Genomic DNA, 18,283 nt, shown 5'->3' with positions numbered 1-18,283 from the left:
TCAATATTTCTGCGGCACGTAGAGTTCCGGCGGCAGCACGGTACGTTCGTATTCGGGATTGAAGACACGCTCCGGCAGCGTGATCTCATCGTGCGGAACCTCTTCATAGGGCACCTGCTGCAACAGGTGATCGATGCAGTTCAGTCGGGCACGCTTCTTGTCGTTGCCCTCGACGATAAACCAGGGCGCTTCCTGGATATTGGTGCGCGTCAGCATCTCTTCCTTGGCCTTGGTGTACTGTTCCCAGCGTACGCGCGACTGCAGATCCATTGGCGAGAGCTTCCACTGCTTCATCGGATCGTGGATGCGCATGAGGAAGCGCATCTGCTGCTCCTCATCGGTGATCGAAAACCAGTATTTCACCAGGATGATGCCGGAACGGACCAGCATGCGCTCGAATTCCGGTACGTCGCGGAAGAACTCCTCGACCTGGTCGGGGGTAGCAAAACCCATCACCCGCTCGACGCCGGCGCGATTGTACCAGGAACGATCGAACAGCACGATCTCGCCACCCGCCGGCAGATGCGGCACATAGCGCTGGAAATACCATTGCGAGCGCTCGCGTTCGGTCGGTGCCGGCAACGCCACGACCCGGCAGATACGGGGGTTGAGGCGCTGGGTGATACGCTTGATGACGCCGCCCTTGCCGGCCGAATCGCGTCCTTCGAAAAGCACCACCACCTTGGCCTTGGTGTGGGCCACCCACGACTGCAGCTTGATCAGTTCCGACTGCAGCGTCAGCAGTTCGCGAAAATAGACCTGCCTTTCGACGGACGGCGGATGCGAACGCTTGTAGATCTTGGCGATCTCTTCGGAGAGTGCAGGCTCCGACAGCTCGAGCTCATAATCTTCGTCGAGCGTGTCTGCCAGTTCCGCCTCCAGCCAATCAGCTGCGGGGGAATTGCGTTCCATTTCGGTCATGATGTCGCTCCGCGTTCGCACCGTGAGCCGACCAATATCCGCGGGCAATGACGGTTTTATTGCAACTGCGGAACCAAAAAGGCCTCTACGCTGAAATGAAGCGCCAGACTTTCTCGTCGGGCTCGATCTGCCCGCTCAGCACGAAATATCTGTAGAGCACCAGGAAACACAGCGCCCTTTCGGTCGGCTCGTCCAGAAACTGACGGCAATAGGCCTGCGCCGACGCGATGATGCGCTCCGCCTGTTCGGGATGGCGCTCGAAGAACGCAAACTTGTCGGCGATATCCGAGAAATCGGGGGCGAGCTGCACATAATGCTCATCGGGCTTCAGATGCCCCTCGCAGAACCAGATTTCGTTGGTCGGTTCGGGCATCAGGCAGAGCGAATTCGAACTCATGATCCATTTGAGGTTCGTCGCCACGTCATAGCCTTCAAGCGAGACGATGTAGCGATAACGCTTCTGGTCTTCGACGCTCATGAAGGGCTTGCGGTGACGCTCCGGCGTATGGGTAGCCGGCGACCCGACATCACAGAAAGGCAATCCCTGCGCAGCGTCCAGAAAGACCAGGCGCATAGGATTGTTCATGTCGCCACGCCAGACGACCCTCGGTTGTTTGTCGGCAAACCGCAGCGGATCGTCCTGCATCTGGAAATGCCGCAGCTTGTCCATCTTGAACAGCACGGCATTGGTATTGTCTGCCCCGATCGGACGGTTCTTGACGATCGAGGGTACGCCGGGAAGCCCACGAACGTCGCCGAACTCCAGGTCCAGACGCAGGTTCGGATCGAAGTAGCGAGCGAACTCCTTGAGATCGTAATAATACATCGACGGACGGCGCGGCAGCGTCGCGATCGTCACCGCCGCTGGGCTCGGCGTGAAAGGCTCCCGCAGCTTGTTGTAGTAGTTGAGCCGATCGAGAAGCACGGGACCGCGCCGCAGGGCAGTCGCCAGCGCTTGGTCCAGTCGATGACGGAAAAGCAATTGCGGTGCGCTGTCGCGAACAATGTTGCGCGCGTAATAAAAGACCTTGCCAGTCCTGCGACGAAGATTACGCATCGAAATTCCAACGCAAAAGCCCGCGCAGGCTTTTAGCGTCACGTGTCCCGCTGCGCCAGATAATCCCGAGAGAAAACAGTCAAAGAATGTGACGAAACATTATCAAGAAACAACGCCGATCCACGGCCTCGGCAAACGTCATTTTTTTTAGGCCGCAACGACGGCAAAACCACGGGCGCGCAGGCCGCGGCGCTCGGCGTGCAATGAGCTGACCAAGCGATCGCGGCTGCCGCCGATGTGCCGGATCAGGAGATCCGCAGCCTCGTCTGCCTGCCCCGCCCGCAGCGCAGCCAGGATGGTTCTATGTTCCCGCCAGGCCCGCACCGATGCGGCCTCATCGCGAATTTCCAGCCATCGCGCCCGCGACAGCCGGATCATGGCATCCCGCACGGCACGAAACAGGAACTCATTGCCGGACAGGCGCGCCAGTTCGACATGGAAGTCGGTGCCAACCCGATGCCATTCTTCCCTCGGCGTATCCGCTCCGCAGGAATCAAGCATTGCCTCGATCGCATCGAGGCCGCTTCTGTCTTCCAGCGCAGCCGTCAAGCGCGCGGCAGCAACCTCGACAGCCTGGCGATAGACCGCAATCTGCTCGATTTCAGCAAGGTTGATCGGTGAAACCGTCCAGCCCCGCCCGTCGCGCAGGACAAGTCCTTCCGTTTCCAACCTGAGCAGCGCCGCGCGCACTGGAGTACGCGAAGCCCCGAAACGGCTTTCTATCCAGCGCTCGGTCAGCTTTTCACCGGGACCGATGTCGAGTCCCAGGATCATTTCGCGAAGCTGACGTTCGACCTGCAGCATCTGTGACATCGCGGCCTTCTCCCTTTTGCCGCTGGCCCATTGACTTCGCAATGTCCGCGCCTGATACGAATACCAACTTGGTATCCCAAGACGGGATACAAGACAACGCAGCGAAGAGCAACGCCATGTCGAGTGAAAGCACCAATTCCGGGGAACAAGGCTACAATATCCACTGGCGCCGTAATCTCGTCGTGTGCTTCGTCGGCTCCTTCACGACACTGGTGGCAATGACGCTGCTTTTGCCATTCCTGCCGCTCTATGTGGAAGAGCTGGGCGTCACCGATCATGCAGCAATCGTTCAATGGTCGGGCATCGCCTACGGCGCCACTTTCCTTGCGGCGGCCCTGGTAGCGCCATTGTGGGGCCGGCTGGGCGACCGCTACGGCCGCAAGTCGATGCTGGTACGTGCAAGCTTCGGCATGGCGGTGTGCATGTCGCTGATGGGCATGGTGCAGGATGTCTGGCAGTTGGTGGCCTTGCGCCTCCTGATCGGCCTGGCCGGCGGCTATTCCTCCGGCTCGACCATTCTGGTCGCCATGCAGACGCCGAAGGATCGGTCCGGCTGGGCTCTCGGAACACTTTCAGCCGGCATCATGGCTGGCAATCTGGTCGGACCGTTGATTGGTGGCGCCCTGCCGCCCAGGATCGGCATCCGCGCGACCTTCCTGATCGCCGGCGGCGTTATCTTCCTGGCATTCCTCGCCACGACCTTTCTGATCCGGGAAAATCGTCGCCCCACGGCAACCGAAACAAGGAAGATGCAGGCGGGCAGTTGGTCACGCATCTCCGACAAGCGACCGGTGGTGGCGATGCTGGCCACCGGCATGCTGTTGATGTTCGCCACCATGTCGATAGAACCGATCATCACCGTCTATGTCGCGGAACTGGTGACGGATTCTGCGAAGGTGACACTGGTTGCCGGCTTCGTCATGTCGGCGGCGGCCCTCGGGGCGATCCTGTCGGCCCCGAGGCTCGGCAAGCTCGCCGACCGCGTCGGTCACTGGAGCGTCATAGTCGGCGCGTTGCTGGTCGCAGCGCTGCTGCTCGTTCCGCAGGCCTTTGTCACCGAAAGCTGGCAATTGATCGTGCTGCGCTTTCTGATGGGGCTGGCGCTGGGCGGTCTGCTGCCGTCCGTCACCAGCGTCATTCGCCACAATGTGCCGGACGGCGTCGGCGGCAACGTCCTGGGTTATTCGATCTCGGCGCAATATGTCGGCCAGGTCGCCGGACCGGTTCTCGGCGGTTTTGTCGGCGGTCATTTCGGCATGCGTGCGGTTTTTCTGTTCACCGCGATGCTGCTGGCAATAGGGGCACTCTTCAACTGGATCGTACGCAGCCGCTACGAACAGCCGCAGTCCGCGTAGTGCCCGAACCATGCAATCCTGCCTTGATCTCCAGGCGTTCCGCACTCGGGAATCCGCCCGGTTTCGCAGATTGTCGCCCTTGCCGATGGAACTAGACGATGAGCTCTTCTCGTTTTGCCTTTGAACCTTGCCCGCCTCTTGTGATGGCCGGAGGGCTCTGCGGGGCTGCGGGCGTGGCGCTCTCGGCAGCGGCGGCGCATATCGGCGGCGCCTTTACCGGCACGGTAGCATCGTTCCTGCTTACCCACGCGATCGTGCTGCTGGCGGTCGGGCTGGTTGGTGGCAACAGGGTACTTCGCCTCGGCGGGCTCGTGCTGCTGGTGGGATTGATCCTGTTCTGCGGCGACCTGCTTTCCCGCGACTTCCTCGGCGGACGGCTGCTGCCCTTTGTGGCACCGACCGGCGGCACCCTGCTGATCCTGGGCTGGCTGACGCTCGCAGCTTCGGCATTTGCGAGATCAAGAACCTAAACGCCGGATTTTTCCGCCTTGCCGGCAAGCCGCATGGCGGCGCCATCCAGGATCAGACCGAGCCCCGTTTCGAACAGGGCCGTGTGTCCCCCGTCCCGATAGTGGAGCAGTCCTGCTGACAAGAGCGGGTAATCGCGGGCCGCAAGATCGAGTTCTGTCCCTCGGCCCGGCCCTTCCGGATAGTCGGACTGCTCTTCGATCACGCAACCGAGCGTGTAGCGACCGAGCGCGATAAACAGCATCATCGCCTCGCCAACCTCGAACCCGTGCGCGACCAGAAACGCAGTCTTCATCTCGATATCCAGCAATTCGTCGGGTTCAACCTCGGTGCCCGCATGAACCCTTCCGGCGTCGCGGTAGGCGAGCAGCGCAGCACGAAAGCTCCGCGTATTTTCCGTCAGATACCGCCGCCAGTCGTCGCCCTCTTGGGGAAGCGGATTGGTGTGGCTGCGCTCCAGGATCTCCCTGTTCATGGCATCCAGCAACGCGCGCTTGTTCTTGAAATGCCAGTACAAGGCCGGCTGACGCACTTGCAGCCGTTCGGCAAGAAGCCGCGTCGACAGCGCGTCCATCCCGACTTCGTTCAGCAGTAGCAGCGCCTCGTCGACGATGCGCGCGCGGTCGACCTTCATTGCTGTCTCCTATCAGGATGCCACCGGCATTGCATCCCGAATTTATCAATGATAAGTGAATTTATCACCGATAAATTCTGGACGTGTCATGAACCGCTCCATCGCCATCATCCTGGCAACGGTCGCCCTTACCGCAACCGGCATCGGCCTCACCATGCCGGTCATCCCGGAGCTGCTGCGCGAGGTTGGCCACACTGGCGACCTTGGCTGGCGCTACGGGGCGTTCCTGGCGCTGTACGCAACGATGCAGTTTGTCTTTTCGCCGTTGCTCGGCGCGCTGTCGGACCGTTTTGGGCGCAGGCCATTGCTGCTGATGTCGCTGGCGGGTGCCACGGTGGACTATCTGTTCATGACACTCGCCCCAACGCTGTGGCTGTTGTTCATTGGCCGAGCAATAGCCGGCGTCACCGGCGCCGTATCAGCGGTCGCGTCGGCTTACATTGCCGACGTGACGTCCGAGGATCAGCGCGCAAGGCGCTTTGGGCAACTCGGGGCGGCCTTCGGTGTCGGCTTCATCGCCGGGCCCGCAATCGGCGGTCTGCTCGGTGGCGTCTGGACCCGCGCTCCATTCCTTGCCGCCGCGGTCTTGAATCTGGTCACCTTGCTCATCGCCATGCTGGTCCTGAAAGAGCCAAAGCGCCCGAGCAGCGAAGCCGCGACCGTTTCGCTCAACCCTTTCGCTCCCTTGCGCTGGGCATTCGGCTTTCCGTTGCTGCTGCCGTTGCTTGGCACGGCCATTCTGCTGGCCATGGTCGGCGAAGTCGGTGGCACGATCTGGGTTGTCTACGTCGAGGACAAATTCACCTGGGATCCGTTCACCGTCGGCATTTCGCTGACCTTGTTCGGCCTCTTTCACGCCCTGGCACAGGCGTTTCTGGCCGGGCCACTCAGCGAAAGGCTGGGCGAGAAGAAGGCGCTTGCGATTGCCATCGCTGCCGACAGCACCGCCTACATCCTGATCGGGCTGGCAACGCGCGGCTGGATGGTCTTCGCCCTTCTGCCGATGCTCTGCCTCGGCGGTATCGGTGCGCCGGCACTGCAGTCAATGATGACCGCAGGAGTGGACGCGAACAGTCAGGGCCGACTGCAAGGCGTGATTGCCGGCCTGACCAGCCTTGCGTCCATTGTCGCGCCTCTGGCGATCTCGACCACCTATTTCGCCACGCGATCGACATTTCCCGGACTGGTCTGGATCGCGGGCGCAGCCCTTTATCTCGTCTGCGTCCCGCTGCTGACACTGAAGCCCGGCAACAGGGTCGCCGCCTGAGCGGCGGCCCGATCCTGCAAACAGCGATCTGGCGATCCCGCCCACGAAACGCCGAACGAAGCCTGAATGGTTGGTCCGGGCATCGTTCCGCTCATTTGCGGGCTTGAACGAGATGCCCCAATAATTGCGATAGATGTCTTCAAACAGATAGTCGATCGGACGCATTGCTGCCTCACTTTCTCGATCCGGATCGCTTCGGGATTGAATCGATTCAAGATCAGTGCAAAAATTCTTGGATCGATCCAAATCCTCCTTCTCATTCGACGCAAAGTCAAGGCGAATATGGATCGATCCAACAATTGTGATACAAGGTCGGCAGTCTGGTGATCATCAGGCACCTGAAAACGCTCGGACCTCACTACGTCCACCGATGAGAAGGATGACTGATGGCAAGACAGGCAACCGCGATCAAACCGGTCAGGCTGGCGGATGTCGCCAAGGCTGCCGGGGTCTCGCATGGCACCGCCTCGAATGTCTTCAGTCACCCTGAGATCGTGCGCGAAGAAGTGCGCGAACGCGTCAAGGCAGCAGCGGACGCACTGGGTTACGCCGGCCCCGACCCCAAGGGACGGCTGCTGAGGGCTGGCAAGGTCAACGCCATCGGCGTCGCCACCGCGGAACCCCTCTCCTATTTCTTCGACGACCCTTTCGCTCGCGTGGTCATGTCCGGCATCTCGGAAATTTGCGATGCCACGGGCGCCGGCCTGTCGCTTGTGTCGGCGATCAACGGCGAACATCTCGCTTGGAACATCCAGAGCGCACTGGTCGACGGCTTCATCGTCTTCTGTGTCGAAGGCAACTGGCAGCCGGTGTATCTGACCCGGGAACGAAAGCTCCCCTTCGTCGTGCTCGACTTCGGCTATGATGAAGGCGCGCTTTCAGCCATCGGAATCGACAACAAAGCCGGCGCGAAACTGGCTGCGGATCATCTTCTGGCATTCGGCCACCGCCGTTTTGGCGTTCTGGCGCTGAGTTTCGACGAAGGAAGCAGCGGGCCGGTGACTGCCCGGCGCGCTGAAGGTGCCACCTATTCCGGTACGCGCGACCGCCTCTATGGCTACCTGGAAACGCTCGCCGATGCCGGCATCGACGCAGCCGACGTTCCGATCTACGAAACCGGCAACGATGTGCCGACCGTACATGCAAGCCTAGATTACATGTTCAGCCTGCCAGAACCACCGACGGCGCTGCTCGCCATGTCCGACCGGATTGCCATGATCGCGATCGACTGGCTCAAGGAACGTGGCCTGTCGGTGCCCGGCGATGTTTCCATTGTCGGCTTCGACGGCGTTCCGGAAGCGGCCACATGCAAGCCGCCGCTCACCACGATCGCCCAGCCGATGCGGGAAATGGGCCGCCGCGCCGCCCGCGCCATCCTCGATCCGGGTCAGGCCGAACGCCGGCAGGAGATGCCGATCGAGCTGGTCGTGCGCGAATCGGCCGGCCCAGCTTCGCGCTGAGGTTCATCCCCGTCCCATCCGGTTCCATGCATCCAGGCCGGCAATCTTGTAGGCTTCAGCCAGCGTTGGATAGTTGAAGGTGTTGTTGACGAAAAAATCGATCGTGCCACCCAGGTTGATCACGGCCTGCCCGATATGGATCAGTTCCGTCGCTCCTTCCCCGACAATATGTGCTCCGAGCAGCCGCCGCGTCTCCAGTGAAAAGAGCAGCTTCAGGAAGCCGGAATTGACGCCCATGATGTGCCCGCGGGAGGTCTCGCGGAATCGCGCCACACCAACTTCATAAGCAGTCCCACTGGCGCGGACCTGCTCCTCAGACTGGCCTACGGTGGAGATTTCCGGCACTGCATAGATGCCATAAGGGAAGGTTTCCGGCGGCGGCGGCAGCACGACACCAAAGGCATGACAGGCAGCCACCCGGCCCTGCTCCATCGATGTCGAGGCGAGGCTCGGAAAACCGATCACGTCGCCCGCGGCATAGATGTTCGGGACGGTTGTCTGGAAAGTATGCGGATCTACCTTGACGCGCCCCCTCGCGTCGGCCTCGATGCCGACGGCCTCCAGACCGAGACTCCCGACATTGCCGCTGCGACCAGCGGCGTAGAGCACCATTTCGGAGCGGATGGTGCGACCGTCCGCCAACACCACTTCGGCGAAATCCGGCCCCGACTTCACCTCGCTGACGCTGCTGCCCAGACGGATGATCATGCCGCGGTCGCGCATCTGATGGATGAAATCGTCAACGATCTCGCGGTCGACGAAGTCGAGAATGGTCTGGCGCGGCTCGACAAGCGTGACCGGAACGTCGAGCGCCGAAAATATGGTGGCATATTCCACCCCGATGACACCGGCACCGATCACCGTCAGCGAACGCGGAAGCTGCGACAATTCCAGCATCTCGTCGCTATCGAACACCCGTTTGCCGTCGAATGGCACGTCCGAGGGACGATGCGGCCGCGTACCCACGGCGATCAGAGCGTTGGCGAATCCGATCTCGCTGTAGTCGCCCGTCGCTGTCGTAAGACTTGCTCGGTTGGGTCCGAGAAACCGCACCACCGCCCGGACGCTCCTGACGGCATTGCGCATTAACTGGTGCTGCAGCACCTCGACCTCGTGATCGAGCGTCTTGTGCAGACGCTCGACCAGATCACCGATCGGGATATCCTGCTTGACGCGGTAGCCCCTGCCGTAGAACCCACGCTCGCGCCATCCCGAAAGGTTAAGTACCGTTTCCCTCAACGTCTTGGAGGGAATGGTGCCGGTATGCACCGACACCCCTCCCAGCCGTCGACCCGCATCTGCGACCAGAACCTGCTTTCCCAGCTTGGCCGATTGCACCGCGGCACGCCGGCCCGATGGACCACTGCCGACCACCAGCATGTCATAGTCCATCCCGAAGTCCCCTTGCCCCGCTGGCTGACAGCTTTCGACGCTCCATCACGTCCAGCCAACGCATAGGCTAGCGTTTTAACCGCCATAACTTCAACCGATTTAGAAGACAGCGAAGCACAATTCTCAGGCAGAGCTCCCCGTGGCGGCTAAAGCTGATCCGGTCCTCGTCATGTTACCTGGTAAGACACACTGAGCGCCGGTTCTGCCCGCGGAGCGATCGGCCGCCGCGGTACCTTCGACTTGCTCGCCCATCCGAGCCTGGACAGCCATTCCAGATAGTAGGCGAATGCGAATTGCGCGGCGATACCGGTAGCAATCAGCATGGCGTCATAGGAAAAGCCGCCGGGCCGTACCAGCTTCAGCACCTGCGCCATGATCGCAAGCAAGGTGCCGGCAATGAATACCGGCAGTGACCGCTTGCCAAGGATGGCGAGCGGATGATCGAGCGGCTTGCGAAAGAAGGCTGAAACCACCGGCAGCGCCACGATCAGATAGGCAACGGAAAGCACATGCAGCAGCCGGGACAGCGACAGGAAAGTCTTGTCAAAACCAGCAATCACCGCCGGCAGGCCAAACCGGGTATCCTGGCCCCACCACGGGCCGCGAACCCAGACCATGGCGATGAATACATAGGCAGCAGATGCACCAAGCAGCCAGCCATTCACAGCAATGTTCCCGCCACGGCGCACGTGCAATGTGCTGACGACACCGATGGTGAAAAGAAATTGCCACGAGAGCGGATTAAGGAACCAGAACCCCTGCTCAGGATAGTTCGGCGGCGCGACTTGATAGAGGCCCGCCCACATCCACACGATACCCGAAACCGCTAGCGTCGGCAGCGGCCAGCGCCCGCCAAAAAACAGAAGCACAGGCGCTGCCAGAAGCAACACGGCATAGAGTGGCAGGATGTTGTTATAGCCGATCTGGTGACCAAGCGTGGCAATGCCGAGCAGTACCTCCGGCGTGCGCTCGATCAGGGGGCCGATGTTGATCTGCGTCAGGAAGTCAGGGCGCTTGGCAAGCAATGCAGCCGCGCAGAAGATGGCGATCGACGCGATGGTGGTGACGATATGAGCAGCGTAGAGCACACCGGCACGGCGCCACATCTTGAGTGTCGCCAGCAATCGGTCCCCAGGCTGGAATTTGCGGCCATAGGCCAGCGCAACGGCAATGCCCGATATCAGCACGAACGCTTCGGCAGCGTCAGAGAAGCCGAAGTTCTTGTAGGTGAAGAGCTCGAACGCGGTGCCGGGGACATGATCGATGAAGATCATCAGCAGAGCGAGGGCACGCAGAACGTCGATGCGGGTATCACGTTCGGAAGAGAGCGGCGTGGTCATGATCAGGACTCCGCAACGGTTCACACTGTGTGCGGTTCGCCCCTAGCCTCCGTCACGGAACCGCTCGACATTCCATATCAGCGCAAAAGCGACCAAAAACAGAGCACGTTCAATCACTTTTGGGTCGATCCAAAAATGTTTCGTTTTGAAGCCGGCAAACAGAGATAAAATGGTGGAAAATCAAACGGCTGGAACTGATAGCCGACAAAATTCGGAGATCGCGGCATTACGACGCGACCTGTCCTTCTCCTATCGCCTCCATATCCCGCAGGACGCTGGAAGCGAGACACTCATCCTGCTGCACGGCTCGGCTGCGGACGAGACAACGTTGATGCCTCTGGCAATGGCTGCCGCCCCACGAGCGAGGCTGGTGGCGGTGCGTGGCCGTATCGTACAGGACGGCGATTTGCGCTGGTTCAGACGGATCACGCCGACGCAATTCGACCAGGCCAGCATCCGCGCGGAAACGGATTCCTTTGAACGCTTCATCGACGAGCTGATCGCGCTTCACACCCTGGAACCGGCCTCTGTCGCCTTCATCGGCTATTCCAACGGCGCCAATCTGGTTACCAGCACCATGCTGCTGCACCCTGGCGTCATCCGACGCGCTGTGCTGCTGCGCGCCATGCCGGTACTGGATCGAGTCCCGGATGCCGACTTGTCGGGCGCACATGTGCTGATGATAACCGGAGCCAACGACGTCACCTATGCGCCTTTCGCGCAATCGCTTGCCAGACTGCTGCGACGACATCATGCCGATGTCGATGCGCGCATGGTAGCCGCCGGTCATGAATTCGGCGCAGTGGACGGCAATATCATAAGCGAATGGCTGGATCGGCAGCGATCCGCCGCTTCAACTTGAACGGAAGCAGCGGTCACACCATTTGTTGGGTGAGCAGGTCAGGAACCGGTCAACTATAAGGATATTCAGGAAATGAACGCGCGCGTTCTCGACGGAGAGATCCTCACTTCCAGGCTTGACGACGTCCGTGCCTATGACGGCGTCCGTTCGCGCCGCGTCTTTGCATGCATGCTCGATTATCTGGTGGTCGGCCTGCTGACCATTCCCTTTGCCATCCTGGTGTTCCTGTTCGGCATCATCACGCTCGGGCTGGGCTGGATGCTGTTTTCAGTGCTCGTGCCGGCAGTCGCCGTGGTCTACATCTGGAACACGCTGGGCGGCCGCGATCAGGCTACGCTCGGCATGAAGGCGATGGGCATTCGCCTGGACAGGCTGGACGGCACCCCGATCGATGGCATGACCGCCGTCGTGCATTCGGTGCTGTTCTGGGCAGGCAATGTGATTCTCACTCCCCTGGTGCTTCTGGTGACGCTGTTTTCCGACCGCAAGCGCACGCTGCACGACCTGCTGCTCGGTACTGTCGTCAGCCGTACCGACCGCTGAGGCGGGACTTGTCCACACTGTCCTGCCCAACCGCCGAATATATGGGCCAGAAAGCCCTGCACTACGATTATCCTGTTGAATTTTCTGCCGCGCACGCCAAGCTAGGGCAGTTCGTGGGAGCATTTTTCGACGCGCGATGACGCAGCATCCTACCCAGTCTCCGCAATTCTTCCTGACCGCGCCTTCGCCATGCCCGTATCTGGAAGGTCAGTTCGAGCGGAAGGTGTTCACCCATCTGGTCGGTGACAAGGCTTCGGAGATGAATGACCTCCTGACCCAGGGAGGCTTTCGCCGTTCGCAGAACATCGCCTATCGCCCCGCCTGCGAGAACTGCCGCGCCTGCGTTTCCGTGCGTATCCTTGCGCAGGAATTCGAACCCAGCCGCAACATGCGCCGCGTGACGCAGCACAATGCCGATCTCGTCGGCGTGATGCACGACGCCGAACCGTCGACCGAGCAATACTCCCTCTTCCGCGCCTATCTCGACGCCCGTCACCGCAAGGGCGGCATGTCGGACATGACGGTGCTCGATTACGCTATGATGGTCGAGGACACCCATGTCGACACCAAGATCATAGAATACCGTCGGCGCGGACCGGACACATTCATCACGGGCAAGGGTCAAGGTGCGCTGGTGGCGGTGGCACTGACCGACAAGATGGCCGACGGCCTGTCGATGGTTTATTCCTACTTCGATCCCGACCTGGATGAGCGCTCGCTGGGCACCTTCATGATCCTCGACCACATCCAGCGCGCCAAGGCGATGGGCTTGCCCCATGTCTATCTCGGCTACTGGGTCAACGGTTCACGCAAGATGAATTATAAGATGCGTTTCATGCCGCAAGAACATCTCGGCCCGAAGGGCTGGGAACGCTTCAGCGGCTGAAACTGAACAATCGGCCCGTCCAGCCTCACCAAGGCTCCTAACGCTGCCGTTGCTTTGAGGCGGGGGCTACGCGTGACTGTTTCACACGATCACTCCAGAGGTCTGCTGATTGCCGCGCTGGGCGGCATGGCGCTGACCGTGGACATCCCATTGATCCGCCTAGCCGACGGCGCGCCCTGGACCATCCTGATGCTACGCAGCGGCACCACGCTGCTTGCCGGTCTGATCGTGTGGGCCGTGTGGCGCTGGTGGACGCCCAGCGCGCCGAAACTGATCCCCGGTCGCGCCGGCCTGGCCGTCGCCACACTTTACGGGCTCGGCTCGATCGCCTTCATTACCGCTGTCTTCAACACCACGACAGCCAATCTGGTCTTCATCCTCGCGTTCAACACCATGTTCGCGGCGCTGTTGTCCTGGTTGTTCCTCGGCGAACGGCCACGCCCGGCCACGTTCGCGACGATGGCCGCCATGATCGTCGGCGTCGGCATCATCGTCGGCGGCTCGATCGGTTCCGGCCATTTGTTCGGCGACGTGCTCGCAGCCGCGTCGGCATTCTGTGTCGCGTCCGCCATCACGATCTCGCGCCGCAGCGGCAAGGACATGGGCTTCCCGGCCCTTATCGGCGTCGTGCTGCCTTTCCTGGTGGCCGTCTACATGGTCTGGAACACCGGTTTTCAGGTAAACGCGCCGTGGTGGATCCTGTTCAATGGCGGTGTTGTCATTCCGATCTCGTTTTTCTGCCTGGCTACGGCGCCGAAATACATTTCAGGCCCGGAAGTGGCGATGTTCTACCTTCTGGAGACGGTCCTTGCGCCGGTATGGGTCTGGTTTGTTTTCAACGAGGTGCCGTCACGCGACACCCTCATCGGCGGTGCGATACTGATCGTGGCCCTGATCGCGCATTCGCTGTGGCAACTGCATCTTGGCCGCCAGCGCCGCGCGGCATTGGCGGTGCGTCACCCGGCCTGAACTTTTCTCGGCTCCAGGCCCACCGGTTCCGTTGTCGTCGACGCGATGGCCTCCGGCTCGGCGGAAGGCGTCTCCGGTGGTTGGTTGTCGACCACTTCCACCTCGTGCAGCCATTCGCGCCAGATAGCGACGAGCAGCGCCATCAGCACCGGGCCGATGAACAGGCCGAGGAATCCCATGGTTTTCACGCCGCCGATCAGCCCAAAGAAGGTCGGCAGAAATGGCAGCTTGATCGGACCACCGACCAGCTTGGGACGGATCGTCTTGTCGACAATGAAGAGTTCGACCGAGCCCCAGATGAACAGCACCACGCCCGCTACGGCCGAACCAGAACCGACCAGATAAAGCGAGACCAGTGTGAACGAGAGCGGAGCTCCGCCGGGGATCAGCGCCATCACCCCGGTCAGCGCACCGAGCGTCACGGGGGACGGTACGCCAGCCAGCCAATAGGCAATGCCCAGAACCACCCCCTCGCCGATGGCGATGACGGTCTGGCCGGTAACGGTCGAAGAAATGGTGGCGGGCACCACGCGCGAGATGCGCTCCCAGCGCACCGGCAAGATGCGCTCGCCCAGCGTATCGACCTGGCGCGCGAAGCTCTCGCCGTCGCGATAGGCGAAGAACAGCGCGATCAGCATGAACAGCAGGGTCAAAAGCAGCGAAAACGCGCTGCCGCCGGCAGCAAGCGCAGTCTGGTAGATCGAGCGTATGTTGGCGCCACTCACCAGCTGGATCAGTTGTCCGATACCGCCGGGATGGCCGAGGTTTTTCGTCCACTGCTCGTTCAGCCACTCGCCCACCACGGGCAGGCTGGCGATCCATTGCGGTGTCGGCGCGCCATGGCGATTGGTGCCGATCGCCCAGGTCAGCCATTCACGCACTTCGTTGATCACATAGGTACCGGCGAACGATATCGGGATCACCAGGAAGGCAAGGATGAGCAGTAGCGCGATGGTTGCGGCAATGGTGCGGTTGCCATTCACCGCAACAAGCAGACGCCGGTAAAGCGGCCAACTGGCGAAGGCAATGACGAGTGCGGCCAGAACCGGGACCACAAACCCGTAGAAGAAATAGACACCGGCCGCGACCACGAGGACGAGAAGCCAGCGAGCGGCCGACAATGGCGGAATGACGGCGGCACGCATCGGGGCAGGCACGCCGAAAAGGCGCGGTTCCTTCGGTCTCGTCAGCGGTGATTTCAAACACTTACCCCGAATCGACAGCGGCGCCACAACTGGCAGCACCTCGCGCCACTATGGCGCACGATAGTGCAGCAATCGTGACTATAAGCCAATTGCAAGCAGATTCCTGCGGGCGACTGCCTTAGCGCGTGAAAAACAAAGGTTCAGGCAGCCTTGCCGGTAGGGCGCAGCATGGAGACCATCACCGTGCGCACGACCGTCTCGACCTTGTCCAGCGCAACGCCGTTGGCGGGCAGGTCATTGTTGGCGATGCCCTGAATGATCGACATCATTGCCGGCACCAACGTTTCGAGCTCGAACAGCGGATCGATTTCGCCGCGGTCGAGTGCGGCACCCAGATATTGAAGGAAGATGCCGCGCACCTCGGCGAGATGGTTGCAATAGATCGCGCGCACGCTCTCGCTGCGCGTTGCTTCTGCATGAAACTGTGCAATCAACGCACACGCATCGGTTTCATGCACGAAACGTATGTGTGTCATCGAGCCAAACACCATGCCCTCGACGACATCGCGCTTCGTCAGCATTTCTGCCAGCTTTTCTTCATCATCGCGCCGCGCCGCGGCACAGATCTCCTCGATGATCGCTTCCTTGGAGACAAAATAGCGATAGAGCGCGCCAGGGCTCATGCTTGCCTCGGCGCAGATCTGCTGCATCGAAGCGCCCTGAAAACCTTCGCGGGCGAAGCAGGTCTTGGCGGCGTCGAGAATACGCTGCACCTGCAGCTCGCGACGCTCGGCACGCGACAGCGTCCGCCCTTCGTCAATCTCGGCTTCCAGCAGCATCTCTATATTGCCAAGCGCGGTTTTCATTGCTATTTCCGAAATGCGAATGATCATTCTCAATTTATGCGAGCGATCATTCTCGGTCAATGTTGAGCCAACGCGAAACACTCCTGACAAAGTCAGGCAACGAAAATCGCGCGAACTCGTTCATAGCGCTTATTGGCGCTTATTGCATTCCGTCCATAGCAGCGAGGGACTAGACCGATGTACCCATCCACCGATCAGGCCTCTCACCCGATTGCGAATGGCGATGCCCCCTATCTGAAGCTCATCGAGGCAATGCGCCCGCTCGCCGGCAAATGGAAGATCGAGATCCTCTGGATACTCGCCCAGCGCCGGCATCGCTTCGGCGAACTGCGGCGCAGCCTGCCAGGCATAACCCAGCACATGCTGACATTGCGCCTGCGCGAGATGGAAGCGGATGGATTGATCAGCCGTACCGTCTATCCGGAGAATGTGCTCAGGGTGGAATATGAAGTCAGTGAGGGTGCCCAACACCTGAAGCCGGCCTTCAGGGCACTGGTCGAATGGTCCGAACAATACGGCCCGCTCGCCAAGCAGCGTGAAGCCCATGCGGTCCGTGAAACCGATCCGATCGTTCGAGCATTGCCGGATATCGCGGCCTGAGCACCGCGATATCCATATTGATCTATGGGCTCGTCTTTGTGTCGTAATCGGCGATATGGCCGAAAACGTAGCCCTTGGCACGCAGCCCGGCGACCAGTGCCGTCAGTTTGTCCCTGCCCTGGAATATGTCCTGGAACATCTCGTCATGCATGAGCAGGATGAGCTTGTTCTTGCCGACCGTCCGGCCCGCGGCGAACAAGTGGCCGATCTCGTCGATCAGCCGATCGACCGACTGGACCGGCTTGCCGCTGTCGTCGTGCACCCATTCGAAGTCCCAGCCATAGAGATGAAAGCCCGACGCAGCGACAAACTCGAAGTCGACCTGCTCGCGCTGTGCTTCCTCCAGACTGAGCCCGAAGTCGTCACGGGACATGTAGCGCAACCTGAACACGTCGCGACCCGGCAACCGCGCGGGAATGGGTGGCGGCGCGCTGAGCCCAAGCACCGTGTTTGCTTTCAACATGTCGGCGACGACCCCCTCGGTGTCTGCATAGAAGCGCTCGTAGCGGTTGCTGGCATGACTGAAACTATGATTGCCCAGCGTGACCAGTGGCAGCGACTTGGCGCGCTTGAGCAGTCCCTCGCGTTCCGGGCTCGCCAGAACGTGCTGACCGACCATGAACATCGCGGCAGGCACCTGCTCTGCCTCAAGGACATCGAGCACGTTGGCAGTGCCGTTGAGCGGGCCATCGTCGAAAGTCAGGAAGATGGTGCGCTCGCCGGCGCCAGCCGGCATGCATGCAGCAAGCACCAGGAACAGCGCCGCACGCAGAACTGCCGGCATCGAAACGCTCCACCCTCGAATATGAGCGGACCAAGTTAGAGGCCCGGCCGTGGGCGTCAAGAAGTCGCCCGCCTCTTTGGCACGGTCTTCGAATTTGAGGTGCGCACTGCAGCGCGTACCCGCCGAACGATCGTCAGTCCGAGAGATATTCCCGCACCAGGAGCCGACCGCGATGAAGTTTCGCCTTGGTCGCCTGGCGAGTCTCGCCAAGGCTCTCCGCGATCTCGTCGATCGTCATTTCGCGCAGATCGCGCAACAGCACGACATCGCGATAGTGCGGCGGCAGCGCCTCAATCGCGGCGGCAATATCCAGGGCCAGTTCGGCCTGCGGGCGCGTGCCAAGGGAGCGCTCGAGGTCGAGTTCCGCCAGGGACTGCGGTGCCTGCAACCGCAGAGCGCGTGCCATCCGCGCACATTCCCGCCTCACCACAGTGAAAAGCCAGGCAGAGATTGCTGTCAGCGAACGGATCGTCCCGATCCTGCGCGAGAGCTGCCACAGCGCCTCCTGCGCCGCATCCTCGGCATCGGCCGAACCGCGGCAGCTTGAGCGGGCATAGCGGCGAATGTCAGGTTGAGCGATCTCGAGAACCTTGACGATCGCTTCGCGATCCCCCAGCCGCGCAGCGTCGAAAAGATCCGAAGGAACGCCGTTCATCTGGAACCTACCGCTGCCGCCCCAGTCCCGTCGCGGCGCACATCGGGCAATAGCCGAGCAACCCCGACAGCGCCAAGCCTACACCGGCAACAGCTCCCAGATAGCTGACAGGTGCCGTTAGCCACACCAGCGCAGCAACTGCAGCCACGGCTCCGATGACGACCCGCACCACTTGATGCAGGCTGCCGATGATCTTGCGATAAAAGGCCATCTCTTGTCTCTCCCGTCCGGCACCATCCCGGCTTCGGGAACAAGAGGCGCGAATC

General features: G+C 61.0%; 20 protein-coding genes. 9 read left to right on the top strand and 11 right to left on the bottom strand.

The features are described from left to right. The 3 genes from ppk2 to ACFJIU_RS08820 all read right to left on the bottom strand — a co-directional run bounded on the left by ppk2 (position 1) and on the right by ACFJIU_RS08820 (position 2,791). On the bottom strand, positions 1-921 hold the full coding sequence (ppk2, locus tag ACFJIU_RS08830; RefSeq protein ID WP_379070078.1) for a polyphosphate kinase 2: 921 nt from the start codon (positions 919-921) through the stop codon (positions 1-3). An 85-nt stretch (positions 922-1,006) separates the two neighbouring features. Then, entirely contained in the window at positions 1,007-1,978 is a 972-nt protein-coding gene (locus ACFJIU_RS08825) for a glycosyl transferase family 90 (protein WP_379070075.1), read from the bottom strand. Between the two features lie 147 nt (positions 1,979-2,125). Next, complete coding sequence (locus ACFJIU_RS08820) at positions 2,126-2,791, bottom strand: GntR family transcriptional regulator (protein WP_379070072.1); 666 nt, start codon at positions 2,789-2,791, stop codon at positions 2,126-2,128. A gap of 116 nt (positions 2,792-2,907) precedes the next feature. Between ACFJIU_RS08820 and ACFJIU_RS08815 the strand changes: the two genes are divergently transcribed. Next, entirely contained in the window at positions 2,908-4,146 is a 1,239-nt protein-coding gene (locus tag ACFJIU_RS08815) for a multidrug efflux MFS transporter (RefSeq protein ID WP_379070069.1), read from the top strand. A gap of 98 nt (positions 4,147-4,244) precedes the next feature. Then, positions 4,245-4,616 (top strand): DUF423 domain-containing protein, encoded by a 372-nt coding sequence (locus ACFJIU_RS08810; RefSeq protein ID WP_379070066.1) that lies wholly within the window; start codon positions 4,245-4,247, stop codon positions 4,614-4,616. On the opposite strand, the gene ACFJIU_RS08805 is transcribed toward ACFJIU_RS08810, so the two are convergent. Beyond that, a complete protein-coding gene (locus ACFJIU_RS08805; RefSeq protein ID WP_379070063.1) occupies positions 4,613-5,248 on the bottom strand; it encodes a TetR/AcrR family transcriptional regulator C-terminal domain-containing protein in 636 nt (211 codons plus the stop codon). The genes ACFJIU_RS08810 and ACFJIU_RS08805 overlap by 4 nt on opposite strands. Before the next feature lie 88 nt (positions 5,249-5,336). Here ACFJIU_RS08805 and tet point away from each other — a divergent pair, with 88 nt between their 5' ends. Then, positions 5,337-6,515, top strand: a complete 1,179-nt coding sequence (tet, locus tag ACFJIU_RS08800; RefSeq protein ID WP_379070060.1) for a Tet(A)/Tet(B)/Tet(C) family tetracycline efflux MFS transporter — start codon at positions 5,337-5,339, stop codon at positions 6,513-6,515. Between the two features lie 386 nt (positions 6,516-6,901). Beyond that, positions 6,902-7,975: a LacI family DNA-binding transcriptional regulator gene (locus ACFJIU_RS08795; RefSeq protein WP_379070057.1), complete on the top strand. Its 1,074-nt coding sequence runs from the start codon at positions 6,902-6,904 to the stop codon at positions 7,973-7,975. Between the two features lie 3 nt (positions 7,976-7,978). On the opposite strand, the gene sthA is transcribed toward ACFJIU_RS08795, so the two are convergent. Then, a complete protein-coding gene (gene sthA / locus ACFJIU_RS08790) occupies positions 7,979-9,367 on the bottom strand; it encodes a Si-specific NAD(P)(+) transhydrogenase (RefSeq protein WP_379070054.1) in 1,389 nt (462 codons plus the stop codon). Positions 9,368-9,534: 167 nt separating this feature from the next. After that, positions 9,535-10,707 (bottom strand): OpgC family protein, encoded by a 1,173-nt coding sequence (locus ACFJIU_RS08785; protein WP_379070051.1) that lies wholly within the window; start codon positions 10,705-10,707, stop codon positions 9,535-9,537. Between the two features lie 169 nt (positions 10,708-10,876). Between ACFJIU_RS08785 and ACFJIU_RS08780 the strand changes: the two genes are divergently transcribed. The 4 genes from ACFJIU_RS08780 to ACFJIU_RS08765 all read left to right on the top strand — a co-directional run bounded on the left by ACFJIU_RS08780 (position 10,877) and on the right by ACFJIU_RS08765 (position 13,967). Next, positions 10,877-11,569 (top strand): alpha/beta hydrolase, encoded by a 693-nt coding sequence (locus tag ACFJIU_RS08780; RefSeq protein ID WP_379070048.1) that lies wholly within the window; start codon positions 10,877-10,879, stop codon positions 11,567-11,569. Positions 11,570-11,641: 72 nt separating this feature from the next. After that, positions 11,642-12,112: an RDD family protein gene (locus tag ACFJIU_RS08775; protein ID WP_379070045.1), complete on the top strand. Its 471-nt coding sequence runs from the start codon at positions 11,642-11,644 to the stop codon at positions 12,110-12,112. 136 nt (positions 12,113-12,248) lie between these two features. Continuing rightward, the gene (locus ACFJIU_RS08770; RefSeq protein WP_129414638.1) at positions 12,249-12,998 is read left to right on the top strand and encodes an arginyltransferase; all 750 of its coding nucleotides are present in this window, start codon (positions 12,249-12,251) and stop codon (positions 12,996-12,998) included. Between the two features lie 72 nt (positions 12,999-13,070). Continuing rightward, the gene (locus tag ACFJIU_RS08765) at positions 13,071-13,967 is read left to right on the top strand and encodes a DMT family transporter (RefSeq protein ID WP_379070041.1); all 897 of its coding nucleotides are present in this window, start codon (positions 13,071-13,073) and stop codon (positions 13,965-13,967) included. On the opposite strand, the gene ACFJIU_RS08760 is transcribed toward ACFJIU_RS08765, so the two are convergent. After that, the gene (locus ACFJIU_RS08760; protein ID WP_379073017.1) at positions 13,955-15,112 is read right to left on the bottom strand and encodes an AI-2E family transporter; all 1,158 of its coding nucleotides are present in this window, start codon (positions 15,110-15,112) and stop codon (positions 13,955-13,957) included. The genes ACFJIU_RS08765 and ACFJIU_RS08760 overlap by 13 nt on opposite strands. A gap of 200 nt (positions 15,113-15,312) precedes the next feature. Continuing rightward, the gene (locus tag ACFJIU_RS08755; protein WP_379070038.1) at positions 15,313-15,978 is read right to left on the bottom strand and encodes a TetR/AcrR family transcriptional regulator; all 666 of its coding nucleotides are present in this window, start codon (positions 15,976-15,978) and stop codon (positions 15,313-15,315) included. Between the two features lie 252 nt (positions 15,979-16,230). Here ACFJIU_RS08755 and ACFJIU_RS08750 point away from each other — a divergent pair, with 252 nt between their 5' ends. Next, positions 16,231-16,578, top strand: coding sequence for a winged helix-turn-helix transcriptional regulator (locus tag ACFJIU_RS08750; RefSeq protein ID WP_379073015.1), 348 nt, complete (start codon positions 16,231-16,233; stop codon positions 16,576-16,578). Positions 16,579-16,600: 22 nt separating this feature from the next. On the opposite strand, the gene ACFJIU_RS08745 is transcribed toward ACFJIU_RS08750, so the two are convergent. From ACFJIU_RS08745 to ACFJIU_RS08735, 3 genes are all read right to left on the bottom strand, one after another. Continuing rightward, positions 16,601-17,362, bottom strand: a complete 762-nt coding sequence (locus ACFJIU_RS08745; protein ID WP_379070035.1) for a polysaccharide deacetylase family protein — start codon at positions 17,360-17,362, stop codon at positions 16,601-16,603. 133 nt (positions 17,363-17,495) lie between these two features. After that, positions 17,496-18,017, bottom strand: coding sequence for an RNA polymerase sigma factor (locus ACFJIU_RS08740; protein WP_379070032.1), 522 nt, complete (start codon positions 18,015-18,017; stop codon positions 17,496-17,498). 7 nt (positions 18,018-18,024) lie between these two features. Further along, the gene (locus ACFJIU_RS08735) at positions 18,025-18,228 is read right to left on the bottom strand and encodes a YgaP-like transmembrane domain (RefSeq protein ID WP_379070028.1); all 204 of its coding nucleotides are present in this window, start codon (positions 18,226-18,228) and stop codon (positions 18,025-18,027) included. Between the last annotated feature and the right edge of the window lie 55 nt (positions 18,229-18,283).

The organism is Mesorhizobium sp. UC74_2 (genome assembly GCF_042701485.1).
In the GTDB taxonomy this organism is placed as follows: Bacteria; Pseudomonadota; Alphaproteobacteria; order Rhizobiales; family Rhizobiaceae; genus Mesorhizobium.
The sequence above is the reverse complement of the archived record's forward strand: the minus strand, read 5'-3'. Positions and strand labels throughout refer to the sequence as shown.

Bases quoted from the DNA above. Each gene is read 5' to 3' on its own strand.
- ACFJIU_RS08815 (WP_379070069.1), top strand. From the start codon at position 2,908: ATGTCGAGTGAAAGCACCAATTCCGGGGAACAAGGCTACAATATCCAC.
- ACFJIU_RS08785 (WP_379070051.1), bottom strand. From the start codon at position 10,707: ATGACCACGCCGCTCTCTTCCGAACGTGATACCCGCATCGACGTTCTG.
- ACFJIU_RS08775 (WP_379070045.1), top strand. From the start codon at position 11,642: ATGAACGCGCGCGTTCTCGACGGAGAGATCCTCACTTCCAGGCTTGAC.
- sthA (WP_379070054.1), bottom strand. From the start codon at position 9,367: ATGGACTATGACATGCTGGTGGTCGGCAGTGGTCCATCGGGCCGGCGT.
- ACFJIU_RS08805 (WP_379070063.1), bottom strand. From the start codon at position 5,248: ATGAAGGTCGACCGCGCGCGCATCGTCGACGAGGCGCTGCTACTGCTG.
- ACFJIU_RS08735 (WP_379070028.1), bottom strand. From the start codon at position 18,228: ATGGCCTTTTATCGCAAGATCATCGGCAGCCTGCATCAAGTGGTGCGG.
- ACFJIU_RS08760 (WP_379073017.1), bottom strand. From the start codon at position 15,112: ATGCGTGCCGCCGTCATTCCGCCATTGTCGGCCGCTCGCTGGCTTCTC.
- ACFJIU_RS08810 (WP_379070066.1), top strand. From the start codon at position 4,245: ATGAGCTCTTCTCGTTTTGCCTTTGAACCTTGCCCGCCTCTTGTGATG.
- ACFJIU_RS08825 (WP_379070075.1), bottom strand. From the start codon at position 1,978: ATGCGTAATCTTCGTCGCAGGACTGGCAAGGTCTTTTATTACGCGCGC.
- ACFJIU_RS08755 (WP_379070038.1), bottom strand. From the start codon at position 15,978: ATGAAAACCGCGCTTGGCAATATAGAGATGCTGCTGGAAGCCGAGATT.
- ACFJIU_RS08745 (WP_379070035.1), bottom strand. From the start codon at position 17,362: ATGCCGGCAGTTCTGCGTGCGGCGCTGTTCCTGGTGCTTGCTGCATGC.
- ACFJIU_RS08750 (WP_379073015.1), top strand. From the start codon at position 16,231: ATGCGCCCGCTCGCCGGCAAATGGAAGATCGAGATCCTCTGGATACTC.
- ACFJIU_RS08740 (WP_379070032.1), bottom strand. From the start codon at position 18,017: ATGAACGGCGTTCCTTCGGATCTTTTCGACGCTGCGCGGCTGGGGGAT.
- ACFJIU_RS08820 (WP_379070072.1), bottom strand. From the start codon at position 2,791: ATGTCACAGATGCTGCAGGTCGAACGTCAGCTTCGCGAAATGATCCTG.
- ACFJIU_RS08795 (WP_379070057.1), top strand. From the start codon at position 6,902: ATGGCAAGACAGGCAACCGCGATCAAACCGGTCAGGCTGGCGGATGTC.
- ppk2 (WP_379070078.1), bottom strand. From the start codon at position 921: ATGACCGAAATGGAACGCAATTCCCCCGCAGCTGATTGGCTGGAGGCG.
- tet (WP_379070060.1), top strand. From the start codon at position 5,337: ATGAACCGCTCCATCGCCATCATCCTGGCAACGGTCGCCCTTACCGCA.
- ACFJIU_RS08770 (WP_129414638.1), top strand. From the start codon at position 12,249: ATGACGCAGCATCCTACCCAGTCTCCGCAATTCTTCCTGACCGCGCCT.
- ACFJIU_RS08780 (WP_379070048.1), top strand. From the start codon at position 10,877: ATGGTGGAAAATCAAACGGCTGGAACTGATAGCCGACAAAATTCGGAG.